Origin of the sequence: Shimia sp. (assembly GCF_965227725.1) — a bacterium.
In the GTDB taxonomy this organism is placed as follows: Bacteria; Pseudomonadota; Alphaproteobacteria; order Rhodobacterales; family Rhodobacteraceae; genus Shimia.
This window is the reverse complement of record NZ_CBDDGH010000003.1, coordinates 266513-285514: the sequence shown is the minus strand read 5'-3', so window position 1 is coordinate 285514 and position 19002 is coordinate 266513. Positions and strand designations below refer to the sequence as shown.

The 19002-nt window shown below is 60.9% G+C and carries 20 protein-coding genes; 12 read left to right on the top strand and 8 right to left on the bottom strand.

The genetic code is table 11. The annotated features are described in order from the left end of the window. Nucleotides 1-10: 10 nt before the first annotated feature. Both ACO07T_RS07095 and ACO07T_RS07090 read right to left on the bottom strand, forming a co-directional pair. Entirely contained in the window at nt 11-478 is a 468-nt protein-coding gene (locus ACO07T_RS07095; protein ID WP_422048816.1) for an FAS1-like dehydratase domain-containing protein, read from the bottom strand. 10 nt (nt 479-488) lie between these two features. Continuing rightward, entirely contained in the window at nt 489-1673 is a 1185-nt protein-coding gene (locus ACO07T_RS07090; RefSeq protein ID WP_422048815.1) for a lipid-transfer protein, read from the bottom strand. Nucleotides 1674-1808: 135 nt separating this feature from the next. Here ACO07T_RS07090 and ACO07T_RS07085 point away from each other — a divergent pair, with 135 nt between their 5' ends. Continuing rightward, nucleotides 1809-2717, top strand: a complete 909-nt coding sequence (locus tag ACO07T_RS07085) for a LysR family transcriptional regulator (RefSeq protein ID WP_422048814.1) — start codon at nt 1809-1811, stop codon at nt 2715-2717. Nucleotides 2718-2724: 7 nt separating this feature from the next. Here the strand turns inward: ACO07T_RS07085 and ACO07T_RS07080 are convergent, their stop codons facing one another. Next, nucleotides 2725-5352: an ATP-binding protein gene (locus tag ACO07T_RS07080; protein WP_422048813.1), complete on the bottom strand. Its 2628-nt coding sequence runs from the start codon at nt 5350-5352 to the stop codon at nt 2725-2727. Nucleotides 5353-5507: 155 nt separating this feature from the next. Next, nucleotides 5508-6095, bottom strand: a complete 588-nt coding sequence (locus ACO07T_RS07075) for a molybdopterin-dependent oxidoreductase (protein ID WP_247743965.1) — start codon at nt 6093-6095, stop codon at nt 5508-5510. Nucleotides 6096-6307: 212 nt separating this feature from the next. Here ACO07T_RS07075 and ACO07T_RS07070 point away from each other — a divergent pair, with 212 nt between their 5' ends. The 3 genes from ACO07T_RS07070 to ACO07T_RS07060 all read left to right on the top strand — a co-directional run bounded on the left by ACO07T_RS07070 (nt 6308) and on the right by ACO07T_RS07060 (nt 9186). Beyond that, complete coding sequence (locus tag ACO07T_RS07070) at nt 6308-6925, top strand: LuxR C-terminal-related transcriptional regulator (RefSeq protein ID WP_422048812.1); 618 nt, start codon at nt 6308-6310, stop codon at nt 6923-6925. A gap of 141 nt (nt 6926-7066) precedes the next feature. After that, complete coding sequence (locus tag ACO07T_RS07065; RefSeq protein ID WP_422048811.1) at nt 7067-7993, top strand: lipid A-modifier LpxR family protein; 927 nt, start codon at nt 7067-7069, stop codon at nt 7991-7993. A 125-nt stretch (nt 7994-8118) separates the two neighbouring features. Continuing rightward, nucleotides 8119-9186 carry a Hint domain-containing protein gene (locus tag ACO07T_RS07060; RefSeq protein ID WP_422048810.1) on the top strand — a complete coding sequence of 356 codons (1068 nt, stop codon included), beginning with the start codon at nt 8119-8121 and terminating at the stop codon, nt 9184-9186. A gap of 8 nt (nt 9187-9194) precedes the next feature. Here the strand turns inward: ACO07T_RS07060 and ACO07T_RS07055 are convergent, their stop codons facing one another. After that, nucleotides 9195-9572 (bottom strand): VOC family protein, encoded by a 378-nt coding sequence (locus ACO07T_RS07055; protein ID WP_422048809.1) that lies wholly within the window; start codon nt 9570-9572, stop codon nt 9195-9197. 51 nt (nt 9573-9623) lie between these two features. On the opposite strand from ACO07T_RS07055, the gene ACO07T_RS07050 reads away from it, so the two are divergent. Then, nucleotides 9624-10160 carry a winged helix-turn-helix transcriptional regulator gene (locus ACO07T_RS07050; RefSeq protein ID WP_422048808.1) on the top strand — a complete coding sequence of 179 codons (537 nt, stop codon included), beginning with the start codon at nt 9624-9626 and terminating at the stop codon, nt 10158-10160. Here ACO07T_RS07050 and ACO07T_RS07045 read toward each other — a convergent pair. Next, nucleotides 10132-10758, bottom strand: a complete 627-nt coding sequence (locus ACO07T_RS07045) for a hypothetical protein (RefSeq protein ID WP_422048807.1) — start codon at nt 10756-10758, stop codon at nt 10132-10134. The two genes, ACO07T_RS07050 and ACO07T_RS07045, sit on opposite strands and share 29 nt — an antisense overlap. Before the next feature lie 146 nt (nt 10759-10904). Continuing rightward, nucleotides 10905-11900 carry a quinone oxidoreductase family protein gene (locus ACO07T_RS07040; protein WP_422048806.1) on the bottom strand — a complete coding sequence of 332 codons (996 nt, stop codon included), beginning with the start codon at nt 11898-11900 and terminating at the stop codon, nt 10905-10907. A gap of 92 nt (nt 11901-11992) precedes the next feature. Here ACO07T_RS07040 and ACO07T_RS07035 point away from each other — a divergent pair, with 92 nt between their 5' ends. The 6 genes from ACO07T_RS07035 (at nt 11993) to ACO07T_RS07010 (ending at nt 17373) form a co-directional block, all read left to right on the top strand. After that, nucleotides 11993-12826: a LysR family transcriptional regulator gene (locus tag ACO07T_RS07035; protein ID WP_422048805.1), complete on the top strand. Its 834-nt coding sequence runs from the start codon at nt 11993-11995 to the stop codon at nt 12824-12826. Between the two features lie 167 nt (nt 12827-12993). Then, the gene (gene rpsD / locus ACO07T_RS07030) at nt 12994-13614 is read left to right on the top strand and encodes a 30S ribosomal protein S4 (protein WP_209064300.1); all 621 of its coding nucleotides are present in this window, start codon (nt 12994-12996) and stop codon (nt 13612-13614) included. 268 nt (nt 13615-13882) lie between these two features. Continuing rightward, nucleotides 13883-14239, top strand: a complete 357-nt coding sequence (locus tag ACO07T_RS07025; protein ID WP_209064302.1) for a hypothetical protein — start codon at nt 13883-13885, stop codon at nt 14237-14239. Between the two features lie 268 nt (nt 14240-14507). Then, complete coding sequence (hisC, locus tag ACO07T_RS07020) at nt 14508-15593, top strand: histidinol-phosphate transaminase (protein WP_209087632.1); 1086 nt, start codon at nt 14508-14510, stop codon at nt 15591-15593. Beyond that, nucleotides 15590-16525, top strand: coding sequence for a prephenate/arogenate dehydrogenase family protein (locus ACO07T_RS07015; RefSeq protein ID WP_422048804.1), 936 nt, complete (start codon nt 15590-15592; stop codon nt 16523-16525). Before hisC ends, ACO07T_RS07015 begins: the two co-directional genes overlap by 4 nt. Continuing rightward, nucleotides 16522-17373, top strand: coding sequence for an extensin family protein (locus ACO07T_RS07010; RefSeq protein WP_422048803.1), 852 nt, complete (start codon nt 16522-16524; stop codon nt 17371-17373). The genes ACO07T_RS07015 and ACO07T_RS07010 overlap by 4 nt, the downstream gene beginning before the upstream one ends. A 9-nt stretch (nt 17374-17382) precedes the next feature. Here the strand turns inward: ACO07T_RS07010 and ACO07T_RS07005 are convergent, their stop codons facing one another. Next, entirely contained in the window at nt 17383-18381 is a 999-nt protein-coding gene (locus ACO07T_RS07005) for a DUF2125 domain-containing protein (protein ID WP_422048802.1), read from the bottom strand. Between the two features lie 69 nt (nt 18382-18450). Here ACO07T_RS07005 and ACO07T_RS07000 point away from each other — a divergent pair, with 69 nt between their 5' ends. Further along, complete coding sequence (locus ACO07T_RS07000; RefSeq protein ID WP_422048801.1) at nt 18451-18975, top strand: gamma-glutamylcyclotransferase; 525 nt, start codon at nt 18451-18453, stop codon at nt 18973-18975. Nucleotides 18976-19002 lie beyond the last annotated feature (27 nt).

The following is a 19002-nucleotide window of genomic DNA, read 5'->3' as shown; positions in this document are numbered from 1 at the left end:
TGTCTCTCCCTTAGCTCAGGCGGTGGATCAGAGCGCGATTGGCCTCAACCAGCAGGCCACGTTCGGGGTGGCTGATGCGGGTGGTGATATGGGCGATCTCAAGTTTGCCGCCTTTGGGGTCGCTGAAGCCGGTGATCTCGTTTTCGACCTGCACCGTGTCTCCGGCGTAGAGCGGCCCGTGGTAGGTGTAGTCTTCTGCGCCATGCAGGAGCACGCGCAGATCGCCGTTGATCAACTCCAGAATGTCCGGCTGGCCGCGGCGTTTGGCCTTTTGTCCGGCCAATGTGCCCACCACTACAGCGTAGGTGGCAGGGGCGAGAATGTCGGGATGATCGGCGGCGCGGGCGGCACGGGTGTCGAGGTGGACGGGGTTGGTCTCGCCGATGGTTTCGGCAAAGAAGATCAGCGCCCCGCGTTCGATGGTGACCTCGATGACGGGGGTGATGTGACCCTTGGCGCTGCGATCAAAGATGCCCATCCGCCCTGCCTCACGCCGCCTGATAGAGCGTGACCACGCAGGCGCCGCCAAGGCCAAGGTTGTGCTGAAGCGCGGTGCGGGCGCCTTCGACCTGCCGCGCCTCTGCGGTGCCGCGCAGCTGGTGGGTCAGCTCATAACATTGCGCAAGGCCGGTGGCCCCCAGCGGGTGGCCCTTGGACAGCAGGCCGCCGGAGGGGTTGGTGACATATTTGCCGCCATAGGTGTTGTCGCCATCTGCGATGAACTTCTGCGCGGTGCCTTCCGGCGTGAGGCCAAGCCCTTCGTAGGTGATGAGTTCGTTGTGGGCGAAGCAGTCATGCAGCTCGACCACATCCACATCCTCGATCGCGATGCCGGAGGCCTCCTGCACCTGCTGCGCTGCTGCTGCGGTCATGTCATAGCCCACCACCTGCATCATATCCTGTGCCTCAAAGGTGGAGGCGTAATCGGTGGTCATGGCCTGCGCCTTGATCCGGACGGTGGTGTCCAGACCGTGTTTGGCGGCAAAACGCTCCGAACAGAGAATAGCCGCCGCCCCGCCGCAGGTTGGCGGGCAGGCCATGAGGCGGGTCATGACCCCATCCCACATCACGGGCGCGGCGAGCACCTCTTCCTCAGACAGCTCCTGTGAGAACAGGGCAAGCGGGTTGCGCGCCGCGTGGCGGGAGGCCTTGGCGCGGATCTTGGCAAAGTCAGCCAGCTCGGTGCCGTATTTCTGCATATGTGATTGCCCCGCGCCGCCAAAATAGCGCAGTGCCAGCGGCACTTCGGCGTGGCCGACCAGCGTGTCGCAGGCCGTGTCAAAATCATCAAAGGGCGTCGGCCTGTCGGTCCAATGGCTGCCCAGAGCACCAGGACGCATCTGTTCAAAGCCAACAGCCAGCACGCAGTCTGCCATGCCGCTCTCCACGGCCTGCCGCGCCATATAGAGCGCGGTCGAGCCTGTGGAGCAGTTGTTGTTGACGTTGATGATCGGGATGCCGGACATGCCAACCTGATAAAGCGCCTTCTGCCCGCAGGTGCTGTCGCCGTAGACGTAGCCTGCAAAGGCCTGCTGAATATCCGCGTAGCTGAGGCCTGCATCTTTCAGCGCGGCCCGCACGGCAGCGGCGCCCATTTGGTCATAGCTTTCAGATGCACCGGGTTTGGCAAATTTGATCATGCCAACACCTGCCACGATGGCGGCTGCGCTCATGGTAGTCTCCTCCAATCCGGCCTCTGGCCAGCCTCTGCGGCCCCCGGATCCTGCGCCAGTATCGGGTTGACGTAGATATCTGGCAAATTCAATGTTGTCGCAAGCTATTCGTTTTTGGAATGGCAAGGAGAGGCCATGAACCTGACCAAATTGCGCTATGTGGTGGCGGTGGATCGGCAGGGGGCAATCTCGGCTGCGGCGCGGGCGCTGAATGTGACCCAGTCGGCGGTGACAAAGGCGGTGGCCGATGTCGAGCAAGAGGTTGGAACCGCTCTGTTTTACCGCCACGCGCGCGGGGTGGCTGCCACTGCGCAGGGTCGACAGTTTGTGGATCGCGCGGCCCGTATTCTGGCGGATGTGGATCAGCTCACCTCGGATGTGGATGCGGCGCGGCAAACGCGCGAGCAGGTGCTGCGGATCGGTATTGCGCCAAGCTCCATGGAAGGGTTGATGAGCCGCGCTGTGTGGTCTCTGGTGAATGCGCATCCGGATGTGCGGGTGCATGTGCGGGGCACCTCGTTTGAAGCGGGGCTGCAGCTCTTTCGTCAGGGGGATCTTGATGCGTTTATCGGGCCTTCGCGCCCGCTGATGGCGGAGCCGGGCGCGCGCGCGGAGGCTTTGGCACCGCTGCAAGTGCGGTTGTTTGTGCGCCACGAGCATCCCTTGCTTGGGCGGCAAGTCACTGCGCGGGATTTGGTGGGCTTGCCGCTGATCGTGCCTGAGACCAGCGGACCTTATGCGGAACAGATGCAAAATGTGATGCCGCAGATGGAGGGCGACCTGCTAAGGCGGCTGCATATCATGCAGAACTTCGCGATGGCCGCCGGGGTTGTGGAGCGCAGCGATGCGGTGGGAATGGTGGCGGCCAGCTATGCGGAGAGCCGCCATTTCCGTGCCCGTTTTGACGTGTTGGATTTTCCAGACCAAGGCCCTGTCTCGATGGCTGTGGTGTTTCGCAGCGGCCCGCGACGCGGACAGGCGCTGGGCTGGTTTCTGGAAGCGTTGCAGAGCTTTCCACCCACAACGGGTGCGGAGATGCCTTAGCGCGGTCTCATTCGGCCGCGTCTGAGGGCAGGTGATCCATCAGCGCGGCGCGGGTCTCGCTCCAGATCGCAGGGAAAGCGGCCAAGGCGCGCTCAAACCCGCTGTCGTCTTGCATTTTGGCGGCGGTGTCGGCTTCGACCAGCTGTGCGTGCAGGCTGCGCGCGCCAAAGACCGCCGCGGCCCCTGCCAGATTGTGGCACATTTTGGCGACGGTGGCGGGGTCACTGTCGGGCGCGGCGATCGCGTCGCGCAGCGTGTCCCCTTCGTTGAGGAAGCGGGTGAGCAGCCGAGCAAACGTGTCTGTAGGCAGGCCGGACCGGTTGTTGGTCAGGGTTTTGATGTCGACAGCCACGGAGGCTGTTTTTGCGCCGTCTTCTTCGCCCGAGGCTTTGGCGGTGCTCAGGGTTTGCAACGTGTCCTGCAGGGCCGCCCGATCCAGAGGTTTGGCGAGGAAGCCGTTCATGCCGGCTTCTTTCAGGCGCAGGCGTTCGGTTGGCAGGATATTGGCGGAGACCGCAATGATCGGCGTGTGTTTGTTGGGGCCGTTGCCGCCGCGAATGGCGAGGGTGGCCATCAGCCCGTCCATCACCGGCATGGCAATGTCCATCAGGATCACATCAAAGGCGGCCACGTTGGCCTGTTCCAGACCCTGCTCGCCATCAGCGGCAACGATCACCTCATGGCCGGCATTGCGCAGCATTTCTTCGGCCAGTTCGCGGTTGATGGCGTTGTCTTCGACCACCAGAACGCGGCGTTTGATGGCGGTGGCGGGTGCGCTTTCCTCGGCGTGCTGGGGCGGGCGGCGGCCCGGTGCCATGGGCAGGCGCACCCAGAACACGCTGCCTTGGCCTTCGGTGCTTTCAACCCCAAGTGTGCCGCCCATGGCGGTGACGATGCGGCGTGCGATGCCAAGGCCGAGACCGGTGCCGCCGGGCACTTGCCCAAGGCCGGTGTCGTTGGTGACAAAATCCTCAAACACCTTGTCCAGACGGTCTTCGGCTATGCCGATGCCGGTGTCGCAGACGCGCAGCTCGATCACCGGCGTGTCGTCGATGGTTTCGGGCAGCGCCTCAACCTCAACCGTGATGGCGCCTTTGTTGGTGAATTTGATGGCATTGCCGATCAGATTGAGAAGCACCTGTTCCAGCGCGGCGCGGTCGGTGCGCACCCAGGCGCGCGGGGCCCCTTCCCAGCGCCAACTGAGGGCGTTGCCGCGCGCGGAGGCTGCGCTCAGTTGGCTGTCGACCAGCTCCTGAAGCAGAACCGACAGGTCTGTGCAGGCCAGTGAGATATTGAGCACACCGGCCTCATGGCGGGCGATATCAAGCACCGTGTCCACATGGCGCATGAGCACGCGGCCCGAGATTTCCATATTGCGGATGTAGCGGGTTTGCGCGGTGGTCAGGGCGGTGTCGTTGAGCAGGCTGAGATTGCCGAGCATGCCGTTGAGCGGCGTGCGGATTTCGTGGCTCATCACGGTGAGGAACTCTGCTTTGGCGCGCTCGCCAGCCAGCGCCTGATCGCGGGTTTTGACCAGCTCCTGCTCGGCGGCGACGCGGTCCGAAATGTCATGCATGAAGCCCAAAAGGATCGGGCGGCCGTCTTCTTCGGCAACTTCCACGGAGATTTCGCCGGGGAAGAGCGTGCCGTCGGCGCGCCGCAAATCCGAGCGGATGCGGCCACGGCCCGCGAAATGGTCGGACTGGCCGTTGCGAATGCGTTCCATCGCGGCCTTGTGGATGGCGTCGGTTCCAGGCGGGGCGATCAGGTCGATCACATTCTGGCCGCGAATGTCCTCAAACTTGTATTGGAACATGTCTTCGCAGGCTTTGTTGAATTCCAGCAGGCGGCCTTCGCCGTCGGTCACCAGCACGCCGTCCAGCGAGGTGGTGAGGATGGTGCTCATGCGGTTGTTGGCTTCGGTCAGGGCCTGGCCGTGCTGGCGCGCGAGTCGGTAGTTGTTGAAGGCGTGGATGACCAGCGCAAGCAGGGCGACGAGGAGCAGGGCGATCAGGGCGGTCAGGCGCAGCAGCGTGTCTGCCACTTGCGCGCGCTGGCGGTCTGCCTGTTCGGCGAAGAAGGTCAGCCCTTTCAGGGACAGGGTGCGGGTGTCGTTGCGCAGATGCGCTGAGTCTTTGGTGAGTTGCGGCAAGGCGGCGCGCAGTTCGGCATCGGGCGCGTCAATGATCGGCACCGTGTCGATGACAAAACTGTGCACACGCTCCAGCGCGGCATCAAACTCCGGCACCGAGGTCAGGCGCAGGTAGACGGGCGAGGTCGCCAGCGTGGTGACGCGGCTGTAGAGAATGTCATAGCGCAGCCGCAGGCGGGCGAGGCCGCCTTCCGGATCCAGAATGGCGGTTTCCAGAGCGGTGGTGAAATCGCGGCTTTCCAGCTCGACCTGGTTGAGGGACCAGTCCACGTCATCGGAGGCTTTGGCGCGCACCTCGCGGAAGTTGGAGAGCACCTCATAAGCGGCGTAAGCGGAGAAGACTGTCAGCACACAGACAAGCACGATGAGGCCGATGCTGAGGCGGCGGCGCCAGGGAGAGCGATCTGGGGAAAGGGACGCCCGCGTCGCGTGGCGGCGTTGCGTGGCGTGATCCTGCGCGGTTTGTCCGGAGCGCGCGCTCACGGCTTTGCCTCCGGTACCGGACAGAGACCCGTCATGCTGCGTTCGCGCGAATATACCAAAACCAACCCACATACTTAAACATACGCTTGCGGCGCGCTGAGGAGCCCTTGGGCTCGTGGAAAGACTCGTGACAGGCTTTGCGACATGCGCAAAAGCTAGTCGATGACTTCAATTCTGTCGAGTTGCCAAATGCTGCGCGAGTAGATTTGCGATGTGCGATATTTCTCATCGGAATCAAACGGGTAGATCACCCAGAGCGGGCCTTTTTCACGGCGGTGCATGGTGTCACCGTTCATTTCATAGGCCAGAATGGGCGCGTCGCCTTCAAGCGAAGCAACTGGGATCTCGATGGTGTAGTCGTTAATCGCGGAGGCCCGAAGCGTGTTGCCAGAATTCCCCAATTCTTCAAGCAACAACGCTATCGGTACACCCGTGAACATAAGAACCCCTTCGGTCCATATGGTCGATGTTGAAATGGAGGCTGCCGGTAATTCGCGCAGCATCTCCAAATCGAACTGAGCTGTGTCGTCGACATTGGTTTTGTCGATCGTGCCCGACACAGTCAGGATGACGCTTCCGGATGGCGTGTCCATGGCGTCGGCAGCCCGGAGGGCTGTCGTGAGTGGTAGCAACAAGCTGAGTGCAAGCGCGAAAGTCGCGGATGTTTTTGGTCGCATTTTTCTGCCGCCTCGTTTGCTTGACGTTAGCGTTAACTGCTTGGATTCGATGGTGCACGTGAGCATGAGGATAAACCTCCTATACAAAGGGGTAGGTTTTCGATTTAACCTCGCGTAAGGTGGCGAGGGATGGTCACATATTCGCTAAGGTTGAAAAACAGTGATGGTGTTTCGCGGCAGTAAATGCTTCACTTTTCTCGGCTTAAATGGGGATATCAAACCCTTGCAGTTTCCGGGGCTGGGCGAGATATGTCCAGTACGAAGCGCGGAGTGAGTTGTTGAAGATACTAATCGCTGATGATCATGATCTCTTGAGAGATACCGTGGTGGCGTTTGTGGAAGCGGCCGGTGCGATGTCGACCGTCGGGGTTTCCGATCTGGATGGTGCGCTCGCCGCATTGGATGAAACGGCTGACTTCGATCTTGTGCTTCTGGATTACAATATGCCGGGTATGCGCGGTCTGGACGGGTTGAAGCAAGTGCTTGCGCATAAGGTTTCCCCGCGGGTGGCGCTGATTTCCGGTGAAGCCTCACGCGACGTGGTGCATCGGGCGATGGCGGCGGGCGCTGCCGGATTTGTCCCCAAAACCTTGCCAGCCAAATCTTTGGTCAATGCCATTCGGTTTATGGCGGCAGGGGAGCAATTTGTGCCTGCGGACCTGCTGACCGAAGAGGCGATAAGCACAGAGCGTCACCCGATTGCGCAAAAGCTCACCAAACGCGAAATGGAAGTTCTGCAGGGGCTTGCTGAAGGCAAAGCCAACAAAGAGATCGCGCGTGATCTTGATCTGTCAGAGCCGACAATCAAGCTGCATGTGAAAAATCTCTACCGCAAGATTGGTGCCGCGAACCGGACGCAAGCGGCGCTGATTGCGCGCGAGGCGGAGCTGTTCTGAACCGCGCCGGGCGCACTGCGCGGCTTTGATGCTATTTTGCCGCAAAGTTTCCTTAACTTCACCTGACTGGAGCGCTCAAAGGTTCTTTAAGCGCTTGTGTGCTTTATGCAGCGCCAAGGAAACTACCGCTGGAGATAAACCATGTTGGCGCGCATTTTTGCGACTGTTGTTGCAATTGGAGTCACTGCCGGATTCACTGCGCATTCTGCGATGGCAGAGGGGCGCAGCTATCTTGGGTTTGGCAACCTTCTTGTGAATGATGTGATTGGCGACGGGTTTGACCGCTGGCGCACCGGCTCCTATGGCACCAGCCGTGTCTGGGGATATGATTGGGACGGCGCGTTGCCGGAAGCGGCAGGCGATATTTTAGAGCTGCGCCTGGGGGGCGAGGTGATTGCGCCCAGATCGCTTGTGAACCCAAGCCCCTCTGATCGTCCGTTTGCAGGGATGTTGAGCGCCGGTGTGCACACGCATTTTCAGCGCAGCGGTACGGAATTCGCATTGGGTGGCGATTTGGTGGCCATTGGCCCAATGACCCATCTGGATGAGCTGCAAAACGCCATTCACGACCTGATCAATGTGTCCCAATCCTCACCTGAAGTGCGGGCCGCTCAAATTCCCAACACCTGGCGTCTGCGCGGTGTGGCAGAGATTGGCCGTGAAGTGCGGATGGGCGGGCAGTCCCGCTTGCGTCCGTTTGTTGAGGCACGTGCCGGTGACGAAAGCCTTGTGCGCGCCGGATTTGACCTGACCATCGGCAAATTTGGCGAAGGTGAGCTTTTGGTGCGGGACTGGGTGACCGGTCATCGCTATCGCACGATTCGCAACCATCAGCCGGGCTGGAGCTTTGTGGCTGGTGCAGATGTGGCACATGTTTTTGACAGCGTGTTCCTGCCGGAAGACCGCGGCATCGCGCTAGAGGATATGCGCAGTCGGGTGCGTGCCGGTGTGCATTGGCGTGGCCAGAAACACCATGTTTTTTATGGTCTGACGTGGCTTTCTGAAGAGTTCGAAGCGCAGGATGAGGCGCAGGTTGTCGGGGCCATCAAGCTCGATTTCAAATTCTAAAAGGAGCTGGCGCGGCACGGCCGCGCGGCGCCCTCCGCCGGATTTTGCGGAGAATCGGGTAGGCAATTCTGTCCGATTTTGTTAACCTGCCGTTAATAAAAAAAGACATGGCAGGTTATCGGGCAATGAAGACGGGCTTTCGTGGCACGTTTGTCATCTCCTGGTCACAGACAGAAATAGACGGTCAGAAGGCCGCACCGCTACAAGCGCTGGACACGGGCGTGGTGTGGTCCTGGTCACAGGAAGCCGTCCGTGTGGACGGCCCCACGGGGCTATTGCGTCTGGACCGAGGCGAAGAAGGGGCAAACATCCGCAAACGGGCGGCGCATATGGTGCGTCGGCTGGTTGGGGCTGCGGTGAATACGCAGACCCATGTGACATCTTTGGATGAAATCGAGGTTGAGGATCCGCTCATGGAGGGCGGGTTCGTGGTGACCGACGGCACCGACAGCTATACGGCGACGGTGATCGAGGTTGCGGGCAGTGCCCCGCTGTTGATGTTTTTGGATGAGCTGCCGCCGAAGAACCGGCAGCTCTGGGTGGTGCATCATGCGATGAGCGCGCTGCAGCGCCCGAAGGCGGAGGCCAGCAGCGGTGTGATCTGTTTCACGCCGGGTACGCGCATTGCCACGCCGGAAGGGCCACGCCTGATTGAAGAGCTGCGCGAGGGTGACCGGGTGCAGACCCGGGACAATGGCGCGCAAGAAGTTCAGTGGATTGGCAGTCGCCGGATGACCGGCGCGCGCCTTTTTGCGATGCCCAAGCTGCGCCCGATCCGCATCCGGCCCGGTGCGCTGGGCATTGAGCGCCCTGATCAGGAGCTGATTGTCAGCCCGGAGCACCGGATGCTGGTGCGCGGCGCGGCGGCGCGGGCGCTGTTCAATGTGCCTGAGGTTCTGGTGACCGCGCGGGATCTGGTGAACGGGCGCACGGTTGCGGTGGACAGCGCGCTGAAGGAAGTCACCTATGTGCATCTGCTGTTGCCAAGCCACGAGGTGATCTGGGCCAATGGCGTGGAAACCGAGAGCTTCCACCCCGCCAGTGCGGAGATGGACAGCCTTGCGCCGCAAGACCGCGCGCGTCTGGCCGCGCATCTGCCGGATGTGGCCGACGATCCGCACAGCTATGGCGCCTATGCGCGGCGCAATCTGACCACCAGCGAGGCGGCCATTCTGCTGCATGACGCCGCCTGACCTCTGTCTCAGCCGGTCTGGCTGAGATCTTGTGCGAGCATCAGGGCGTTTTCGTCCGGATCATAGAATGTGGCGAGTTTGACCATGCCCGGGACTTCTTCCGTGGGCCCGTCAAACCGCACATTGGCCCCTTCCAGAGCACTGCGGGCCGCGTCGATGTCCGCAACGCCAAAGACCGGCACACAGTTGCCGGGATTGGGCTCTTCCTGCTCGCCAAAGCCCAGTGTGACGCCTTCGGTGTTGGTGGCCATTTCGCTCCAGCCCGCCTCATCAAGGTGATAGCGCAGCTCAAATCCAAGCTTTTCCTGATACCACGCGGCGCTGGCGTGACGATCTTTGACCGAAAGGGCCAGGGTGATGCGGTTGTCGACGGGGGCGAGAGCCATGGGCGGGTCCTTATGTCTTGTGTGAAATGCAAAATAAAGTAACTATACTTTATGGACATTCATTCCCTTGTCAAGCTGACCTCCCGCGCCTGGGCGCTGGACATTCTGGCGCATATGCATGCGGGGGTGTCGGGGCGGCAGGCCGCTTTGCTGACCGCCACCGGAGCGGGGCGCACGGCATTTGCCGCAAGTTTGCAGCATCTGATGGCGCTGGGACTGGTGGAGCGCAATCCGGGGCATGGGCATCCGATCCGGCCTGAGTTTCGGCTCACGCAGGAAGGCGCGGCGGCGGCGGCGCTGGCGCGTCGCGTGTTACAGGCGGTGCCTGATGGTGCGCAGTTGGGGGTGCTGCGCAAGAGCTGGACGGTGCCGGTGCTGGCCTTGGCAAAACAGCCTCAGCGGTTTTCGGGGCTGCGGGCCGGGTTAGGCGCAATCACAGATCGGGCGCTTTCCGCGTCGTTGCAGCGGCTGGAGGCACAGAACTGGGTGGCGCGGGAGATTGATCTCTCGCAACGGGTGCCGTTTCCGGTCTATCAGGCGGTGAACGCCGGTGGTGAAATCAGCCGGATTGTGGCGATGGCTGCGTGACTTCGGGCGCGGGGCAGACCTTCATCTTTTGCTTCGTGACGTTGAAGTGGGCGTGGTAATAGTAGGGGCTGTCGGGGTCGAGTTTTTTGAACGCCTCAAAGGCCTGATCAAAACCCATGCAGAACAGATTGTCGGTCATGTCAAAGATGTGCTGGATGCCGTCATGGCGGCTGTATTCTTCCTCCGGATACACCTCCTCGTACATCTGATGGGTCACAGCGCGACCCTCTTCTGAGAGGTTGAGGCATTTCACAAAGTCCAGACGCACCTGCGTGTGCGCGATGGTGTAGGGGCTGTGGTTTTCCGCCCTGTCAAAGCTCACGAAATGGGACACGAAATCAGCATTGGCCAGCGCAAGAAGGAAGGGGCGGTGCAGCACGGCGTTAACGGCAAGCGACGTGCCCCGTTCGCGTCCGGCTTCCTGATCGTGATAGTGTTGGAGGTAGAGCGGCGGATCAAAGGCCTCCAGCGCGGCCCACTCAACGGGGCAAAATTCCTGCGCAAGCTCCGCGTAGCTTGGGTTGGCAGGGCGAAACACTGCGAGCGCCAGCAGGAAAGTGACGTAGCCAATAAGGGCTGCCGCAATAAGACGCTTCATAACGTGTTCCACTCAATCTATGCGGTCTTGTTTTGGAGGTGTGCCGCGGCGGGAATGGGGAGTAATTGCGGCGAATTTGGACGGGGCAGGGGGCGATCTGTTGCGAGGGAGGAGTGGCTCCGCCATTTCGGCGGGGCGGCTTGATGTCAGTCGATTGTGAGCACCAGTTTTCCAGTGGTGGCGCCGCTTTCCAATTGTCGGTGCGCCTCTGATGCTTCGGAGATTGGCAAGGTGGAGATTTGCGGGCGCAGGATGTCATTCTCCAGAAGCGCAAAGACGCGGGTTAGGTCGGCCTGGAATGCTTCGGGCGCGTTGAGGAAATAGGTATAGATGTCGCTGACACGCACGGCGACGGACTTTTGGAAGTGTTTGGCGAGATCTTCGGCAAATGTCCCTGTGGGCGGACCTGCGAGGAAGCCAAACAGAACCACAGTGCCCAAGGGGGCGAGGGCGTCCAAATCCGTGGCAAGTGTGGCGCCAGAGATCGGGTTCAGGCTGAGGTCGACACCGCGACCGCCGGTGATTTCTTTGACCTTATCAGTGACGTTTTCCGTGCGGTAGTCGATCACATGGTCGGCGCCCTGAGCGCGGGCATAGTTCATCTTGTCAGTGCTGACCGAGGCGATGACTGTCATGCCGAGGTGCTTGGCGATGTGCTGAATCATGGTGCCAACACCACCAGCGGCCGCATGTACGAGAACCGATTTTCCTGCCGCCGCACCGCCCAAGTTGACCAGCATGTGGTATGCGGTCATGGCGTTCACCGGCAGCGCAGCGGCCTTGGCGAACGGGGTGCTGTTTGCAATTTTGGTGACGTAGGGCGCCGCCACAATAGAGTGGGTGCCATAGCCGCCTGCGCCAATCGGGCCCATCCAGGCAACGCGGTCGCCCACAGCGAATTGGGCGACATCTTCGCCAACGGCTTCTACCACACCCGCGCCTTCCACGCCCGGGACATGGGGCAGGTCGGGCATCATGCCATCAGGCATCTCACCGCGCCGGATAATGGTGTCGATGAAATTCACAGCGGCGGCGTGGTTGCGGATCAGCACTTCGTTTGGTTTTGGAGACTGCGGCGCGCAGGCTACCTTTGTGAGGACGTCGGCGGCTCCGGTGTGGGGGAGCTCAATAGCATAAGGCATGTGTTTTCTCCTGTGTCTGAAGGAGAAGTTAGGTGACCGCGCTTGAGAAGATAATGGTTGAAAATAAGAGTTATAATCTCAAAAATGAGATAATGATCTACAACGACCTTGCCTTGTTTGTCTCTGTCGCGCGCCATCTCAGTTTTTCTGAGGCGGCAGAAAGTCTTGGCATACCTCTCAGTCGGGTGAGCCGCCGGATCGCAGGGTTGGAGACCCAGCTGGGGGTGCGGCTTTTTGAGCGAACCACAAGGCAAGTGCGGCTCACGGAGGAGGGGCGTCGGCTGTTTGATCAGAGCCAAGGCGCGGTTGAGGCGCTCCAGAATGTGGCTGGAATTCTGGAGCTACCGGCACAGCAGACCATTCGCGTGACGGCATCGCCTTTGGCGGCGCGGGTCTCCATCGGGCCGCGGCTCCTGGCCTTTGCCGCAGATAATCCCACGGTCCGGTTTGACCTGATAGCGGCAAATGCCAATCTCGATTTCTTCCGCGACAATATTGATCTCGCCTTTCGGCTGGGGCCGTTGGAGGATTCCAATCTGATTGCCCGGCGGCTCTGGTCTGTGCCTTATCGGTTCTGCGCGGCTGCTGGATTTTGCGAGGCGCATGGAGTGTCGGGGGAGGTGTCACGCGAGGTGCTGCTGGGCCTGCCAGCGGTGTGTACGCAGCAGGCGTGGATTTTGAGCAATGGCGAGCGGTTGCAGCCTTCCAACGTTGCGCATGTGCTCGATGATCTCAATCTGGTGGCTGATGCGGCGCGGATGGACTTTGGCGTGGCGCTGTTGCCTGAAGATCTGGTGAGGGACGGTTTGGTTCCGTTGGAGGTTTCGGATGTGCCGCCGGTGTCGCGGGACATGTATGCGGTCTATCCCAGCCGTCGGCTCTTGCCAGATCGCATGCGCAGGCTTATCGACTTTATGGCAGCTTAAGCGGCGCTGCCACTGATAGGGCACTCCCCGCTTGACTCCCCAAGAATCCCCCGTATAAGCGCGCATTCATTGGTGTTGGTGGCCCTCGCAAGAGGAACCCTGTCACGTCGGCAAAATCCGGCGAGAGGACAACGCCCTTCGAAAACCTGAACGAAGGAGATCAGCAGATGACAAAAAGAACTGCTGCCAAGTACAAAATTGACCGCCGGATGGGCGAAAACATCTGGGGGCGTCCTAAATCCCCAGTCAACCGTCGTGACTATGGCCCGGGCCAGCACGGTCAGCGCCGCAAAGGCAAACTGTCCGACTTCGGCACCCAGCTGCGCGCAAAGCAGAAGCTGAAAGGCTACTACGGCGACCTGACCGAGAAGCAGTTCCGTCGCATCTACGCAGAAGCGGAACGTGTAAAAGGCGACACCGGTGAAAACCTGATCGGTCTGCTCGAGCGCCGTCTGGACGCCGTTGTATACCGCGCGAAATTCGTTCCAACCGTCTTTGCTGCACGTCAGTTCGTGAACCACGGCCACGTGCTGGTGAACGGCAAGCGCGTGAACATCGCGTCTTACCGCGTGAAAGAAGGCGACGTGATCGAAGTGCGCGAGAAGTCCAAGCAACTCGCAGTGCTGCTGGAAGCTGTTCAGCTGGCAGAGCGTGATGTGCCTGACTACATCGAAGCAGATCACTCCAAAATGACCGCAACTTTCGTGCGCGCACCTGGCCTGTCCGACGTGCCTTACCCGGTCATCATGGAACCAAACCTGGTCGTGGAATTCTACGCGAAGAACTAATCTTCGCCGCGACATTTGGAAATTCTGGAGAACCCGCCCTTGTGGCGGGTTTTTCTATGTTTGCAGTGCAGGCTTGGGTTGTGCGTGGGCGATGGGTCGCAAAATCGGTGATTTGTCCAGCGATAAACCTGCTTAACGCCCTGATTTCTATTTACAATTTTAGCGGTTCGGTTGCCAGAATCTTAAAAAAGTGCAAGCGTATCAACAGTATTAACGAGGCAGCATCGGGGGCTGCGCCGGATCGACATTGGTGCAAAGGAGTAAAGGCATGGTCGAAGCGGTCGGAATATTGGGCGAGACCACAGGTTGGCATGGATTGAGCGCGACGCAGAATGCAATGCTGCACGCGGCACTGGCCAAATACAGTGGGCAGGCACCGCAGGTGCCGGTGGAAAGTCCTAAGACAGAAGTGGTTCAACCTGTGCAGCAGGCGGCGCAAACGCAGCGGCCGGCGCATGAGACACAGCGCAATCGCGCCGTGGACGGTGCCGTGATGAGTGCGATCCGTTCGGCGGTGTCGAGCTATCAGAACGCGCAGAACGGCAACTTTGCCACCATCCTGAAAGACAAACTGGATGCGGCGGGGATTGATACCAGCAAATCGGTGGTGGATTACTACACCTGATTGCGGGTTGGCCGCGCGCGGCATCTGACACAGACAGCAGAGGCAGGCGCTTCGTTTCGGGCGCGTGTGATGAGGCGGCATCCTTGGGTGCCGCTTTTCTTTTGTGGGCATTTGATCCGGGGTTCTGGTTCATGCTCTGGCAAGGCACATGGGGTGGCTGGGCAACAGGCGGGCGTTCCGTTGAGGCAAAAGCGCCCCTTGCGGTTGTGATGTCTTTCCAAGCGGGCAGGGCGGGGCTAAACAGCAAGCCAGCGAAGGAGTGAAACGCATGTCAGAAATTCAGCCGCAGCCGGGTGTGTTGGACATCGAGTTGTATGTTGGCGGGAAGGCCACAGTTGAGGGCGTGAAAGACGTTGTGAAACTGTCTTCCAATGAGAACCCATTGGGGTGCAGTGACGCGGTCACCGAGTTTCATGCCAAGACCGGGTTCAACCTGCATCGCTATCCTTCGACCGATCATGCGGAGCTGCGCCAGGCCATTGCAGAGGTGCACGGGCTGGATGTGAACCGCATCATCTGTGGTGTGGGCAGCGACGAGGTGCTGCAGTTCATCGCGCAGGCCTATGCCGGTGTGGGCGATGAGGTGGTCTATCCGGAGCACGGCTTCTCCATGTATCCGATCCTTGCCAAGATGGTGGGCGCAAAGCCTGTGCCGGTGGCAGAGCGTGAACGGGTTGTGGATGTGGACGCCATTCTGGCGGCCTGCACCAAGCGCACGAAGATCGTCTTTATCGCCAATCCGGCCAACCCGACCGGCACGATGATTGGCGGCAATGACATGGCGCGGCTGGCGGATGGTCTGCCCAAGGGCTGTATTCTGGTGCATGACGGCGCCTACACCGAATATGTGCAGGGCTTTGACGGCGGGGCCGGGCTTGTGGAAGCGCGCAGCAATGTGGTGATGACCCGCACCTTCTCCAAGATTTACGGTCTGGGCGGATTGCGCGTGGGCTGGGGCTATGCCTCCAAAGAGATCATTGATGTGCTCAACCGGGTGCGTCAGCCGTTCAACCTCTCAAATATCCAGATGAAGCTGGCGGAAGCGGCGGTGCGTGATCAGGAATGGGTGGCCAAATGCCGGGCGGAGAACACGCGTCTGCGGGCGTGGCTGGCAGAAGCGCTGATGGAGATCGGCGTGCCGTCTGACACCTCCTGCACCAACTTCATTCTGGCGCGGTTTGCCGATCAGGAAGAGGCGGAAGGCTGCAACGCTTACCTCGCCTCCCAGGGGCTGATTGTGCGGCAGGTGGCGGGCTACGGGTTGCCCAACTGTCTGCGGATCACCGTGGGGGATGAGCCAAGCTGCCGCCGGGTGGCCCATGCTATCGGTCAGTTCAAGGCCGGTGCACGATGAGCGACGTGGTGTCCGCGCCGGTTTATAACCGTGTGGCCCTGATTGGCCTTGGGCTGATTGCCTCCTCGATGTTCTGGGCGATCAAACGCGCGGGGCTTGCGGGCGAGGTCACAGGCTTTGCCCGTTCTGAGGAAACCCGCGAGACCGCGCGACGGATCGGCCTGTGTGACCGCGTGTGCGACAGCGCCAAAGAGGCGGTAGAGGGCGCGGACCTTGTGGTGCTCTGTGTGCCGGTGGGCGCGATGGGCGCTGTGGCCGCCGAGATTGCTCCGGCATTGGCGCAGGGCGCAACCGTGACGGATGTGGGCTCTGTGAAGCGCCATGTGATTGACGCGGTGGCCCCGCATTTGCCCGAAGGCGTGCATTTTGTTCCCGCGCACCCGCTCGCGGGTACCGAGCATTCCGGCCCGGAAAGCGGCTTTGCCGAGCTGTTTGACAACCGCTGGTCCCTGCTGGTGCCTGTTGAAGGCAGCGCGCCTGAGGCGGTCGCCAAGCTGCGCGCGCTGTGGGAAGGCATGGGCGCGAATGTGGATGAGATGGACGCGGACCACCATGATCTGGTGTTGGCCGTCACCAGCCACGCGCCGCACCTGATTGCCTACACCATGGTGGGTGTCGCCGACGATCTGCGCCGCGTTACAGACAGCGAAGTGATCAAATACTCCGCCGCCGGTTTCCGGGATTTCACGCGGATTGCGGCCTCTGATCCGACCATGTGGCGCGATGTCTTCCTGACCAACAAAGACGCGACGCTGGAGATTCTGGGGCGCTTCACCGAAGAGCTGTTTGCGCTGCAACGGGCGATCCGCACCGGAGATGGCGATCATCTGCACGCCTATTTCACCCGCACGCGGGCGATCCGGCGCGGCATTATCGAAGCCGGACAGGACACCGCAGAGCCGAACTTTGGCCGGGGTGCGCCAAGCGCATGAGGCGCGTTTCAGGATATCTGCTGGGTGTCCTGAGCTTGGGCGCAGTTTTGACAGCGGCCACGCCCATTGCACAAGCCAATGCGCCCGAGCGCAGCCTGCGCCCTGTGACGCGGCTGATGGTGTTTCCGGTGGCGCTGCCAAGCTTTGCCCCGGACCGGTCTTTGCGCCCTGTGATCCGGCCAGGATCGGGCGGTGCCGTGGCCAATATCGTGCCGGTGTCAGCCTCTGTGCAAAGCTCATTGGCTGCACTGGAGCCAGTGGCGCAACCCATACCCGCACGGGTGACGCGGGAAGAGAAAAAGGCGCGCAAGGCGGCCGGGATCGGTAAGATCTGTCGGGACCGCGATTTGATCGGTAAAGAGGTGCCTCCTGTGCCTGCGAAGCTGCCCGGCTGTGGCATTCGGCGCGGGGCGGTCAAGCTCTATGAAGTGGACGGCGTTGCGCTGAGCACACCGGCGGTGATGACCTGTGACACCGCCAAAGCCCTGAAAAAATGGGTCAACAAAGGCGCAAAGAGAGCCGTGCGCAACTACGGTGGTGGCATCGACACGATTAAGGTGGCGGCGGGCTATTCCTGCCGGACACGCAACCACAAAAAAGGCGCCAAGATCAGCGAGCACGGCAAGGGCAAGGCGATCGATATTTCAGCGCTGGTACTGGAAAACGGCGACACAATCTCAGTGCTGCGGGACTGGGGCAAAGGCAAGCGTGGCCGGATGCTCAAGAAAATGCACAAAAGCGCCTGTGGACCGTTTGGCACGGTGCTGGGGCCGAATTCGGACCGTTTCCACCGCGATCACTTCCACTTTGACACGGCGCGCCACCGTGGCGGACCTTACTGCCGGTAAGCGGCGCGTTTAACGCAGCACGATTTTTGGCGCGGGGCCAATGGGCAGCGGGCCGAGATGGGTTGCGCCGCGTTTGAAAGTCAGCGGAATGTCGAGCGTGTCGGCGTTGCCCGAAAGCCCGGCGATAAAACCAAGCGCCTGCTCGACCGTGTCCACCACAGAGGCGGGCACCTGTTCAGATTGGCGGGCAACCTGCAGAATGTCGCGCCAGTTGACCGCGCGGATGGTGATTTCACCGGTCGGCACACCAAAGCGGTCGATGGTCACGGCGCCGGCGGCATTAAGCTCCAGATCGCCCCAGATGATCTCAGCCAGAGTGAGATCCAGCGCGACGGGCTGTGGCCGGTCCTGTTCAATGGCGGAGCGATCCCACGGGCGGCTGAATTCGGCGGTCAGATCGGTCTGAAAGCTGGAGAAGCTGCGCGGCAGGTCGAGATCTGCAGGCAGGTTGAGCACGGCGGTCGGGGCAAACTCATCGGCCTGAAACGCGAGACGGTAGCGCGCGGGATTATCCTCCTGCCGGTGCATGGCAATGTTCACCGCGTTGGCCAGAAGCTCCCAGCCCTGTGAGGAGCTGATGGCAAGCCCGTCGATTGCGACATTGCTGCGCGCCAGTGTCAAATCGGTGCCCGGCTCCAAAATCAGGGAGGCGCGCATGTCTGTGGTGTTCACCGTCAGCTTTTCAGCCGGGGTCGAAATGGTCTGGGTGTTTGGCCAGACGGCAATCACGTGGTGCGGACGGTAGGTGAGCGCCAAAATCTGAAAGAAGGGCGCATCCCAGGCAACGCTTGTGTCCGGATCCGCGAGGGTCACGTTGGTGAGTGTGCTGTCCAGACGGCTGGGGAAGCCGCGCAGGGAGAGGTCGCTATATTCGGCGACCCAGCCATCATTCTGGCGTGCCTCAAACCATGCGGGGATGCCTTTGGAGAGGCCCCAGTATCCTGCGAGCCAGAAACCGGACCATGCCATGGCCGCCAGAGCAATCAGAACTGTGAGACGTTTCATCATGGCTGGCCCTTTCTCCCCGATCCAGTTTGGTGTTTAACGGCGCAAAGCCAGTAGGACCAGAGGCAGCATATGTGGGTATTTGGATATGGGTCCCTTTTGTGGAACCCCGGTTTTGAAGTCGCCGAACAGGCGGTGGCGCGGCTTGACGGCTGGCACCGCAGCTTTTGCATGCGCTCCATCCATCATCGCGGCACGGTTGAGCACCCCGGTTTGGTGCTGGCATTGGACGCCGAAGTGGGCGCGCATTGTCAGGGGCTGGCGCTGAAGGTGGCAGAGGGTCATGAGGCGCGCACGCTTGAGTATCTGCGCGAGCGTGAGCTGATAAGCTCGGCCTATCTGGAGCGCAACCTGCCGTTGACGCTGACCGATGGGCGCGTGGTAGAGGCGGTGACCTATGTGATCGACCCCGAACATGTGCAGTATTGCCACCTGCCACTGGCGGAGCAGGCGGCGATCATTTCCACCGCTGTGGGCGGGCGCGGGCCGAACACCGAATATTTGCACAACACCGCCAATCACCTGTTTGAGCTGGGCATTGTAGATGCGGATTTGACCTGGTTGTCTCGCGAAGTAAGCAGAATGACCACAGCCTGAGACCGGCGCGGGGCTGGGGCTGGAAAT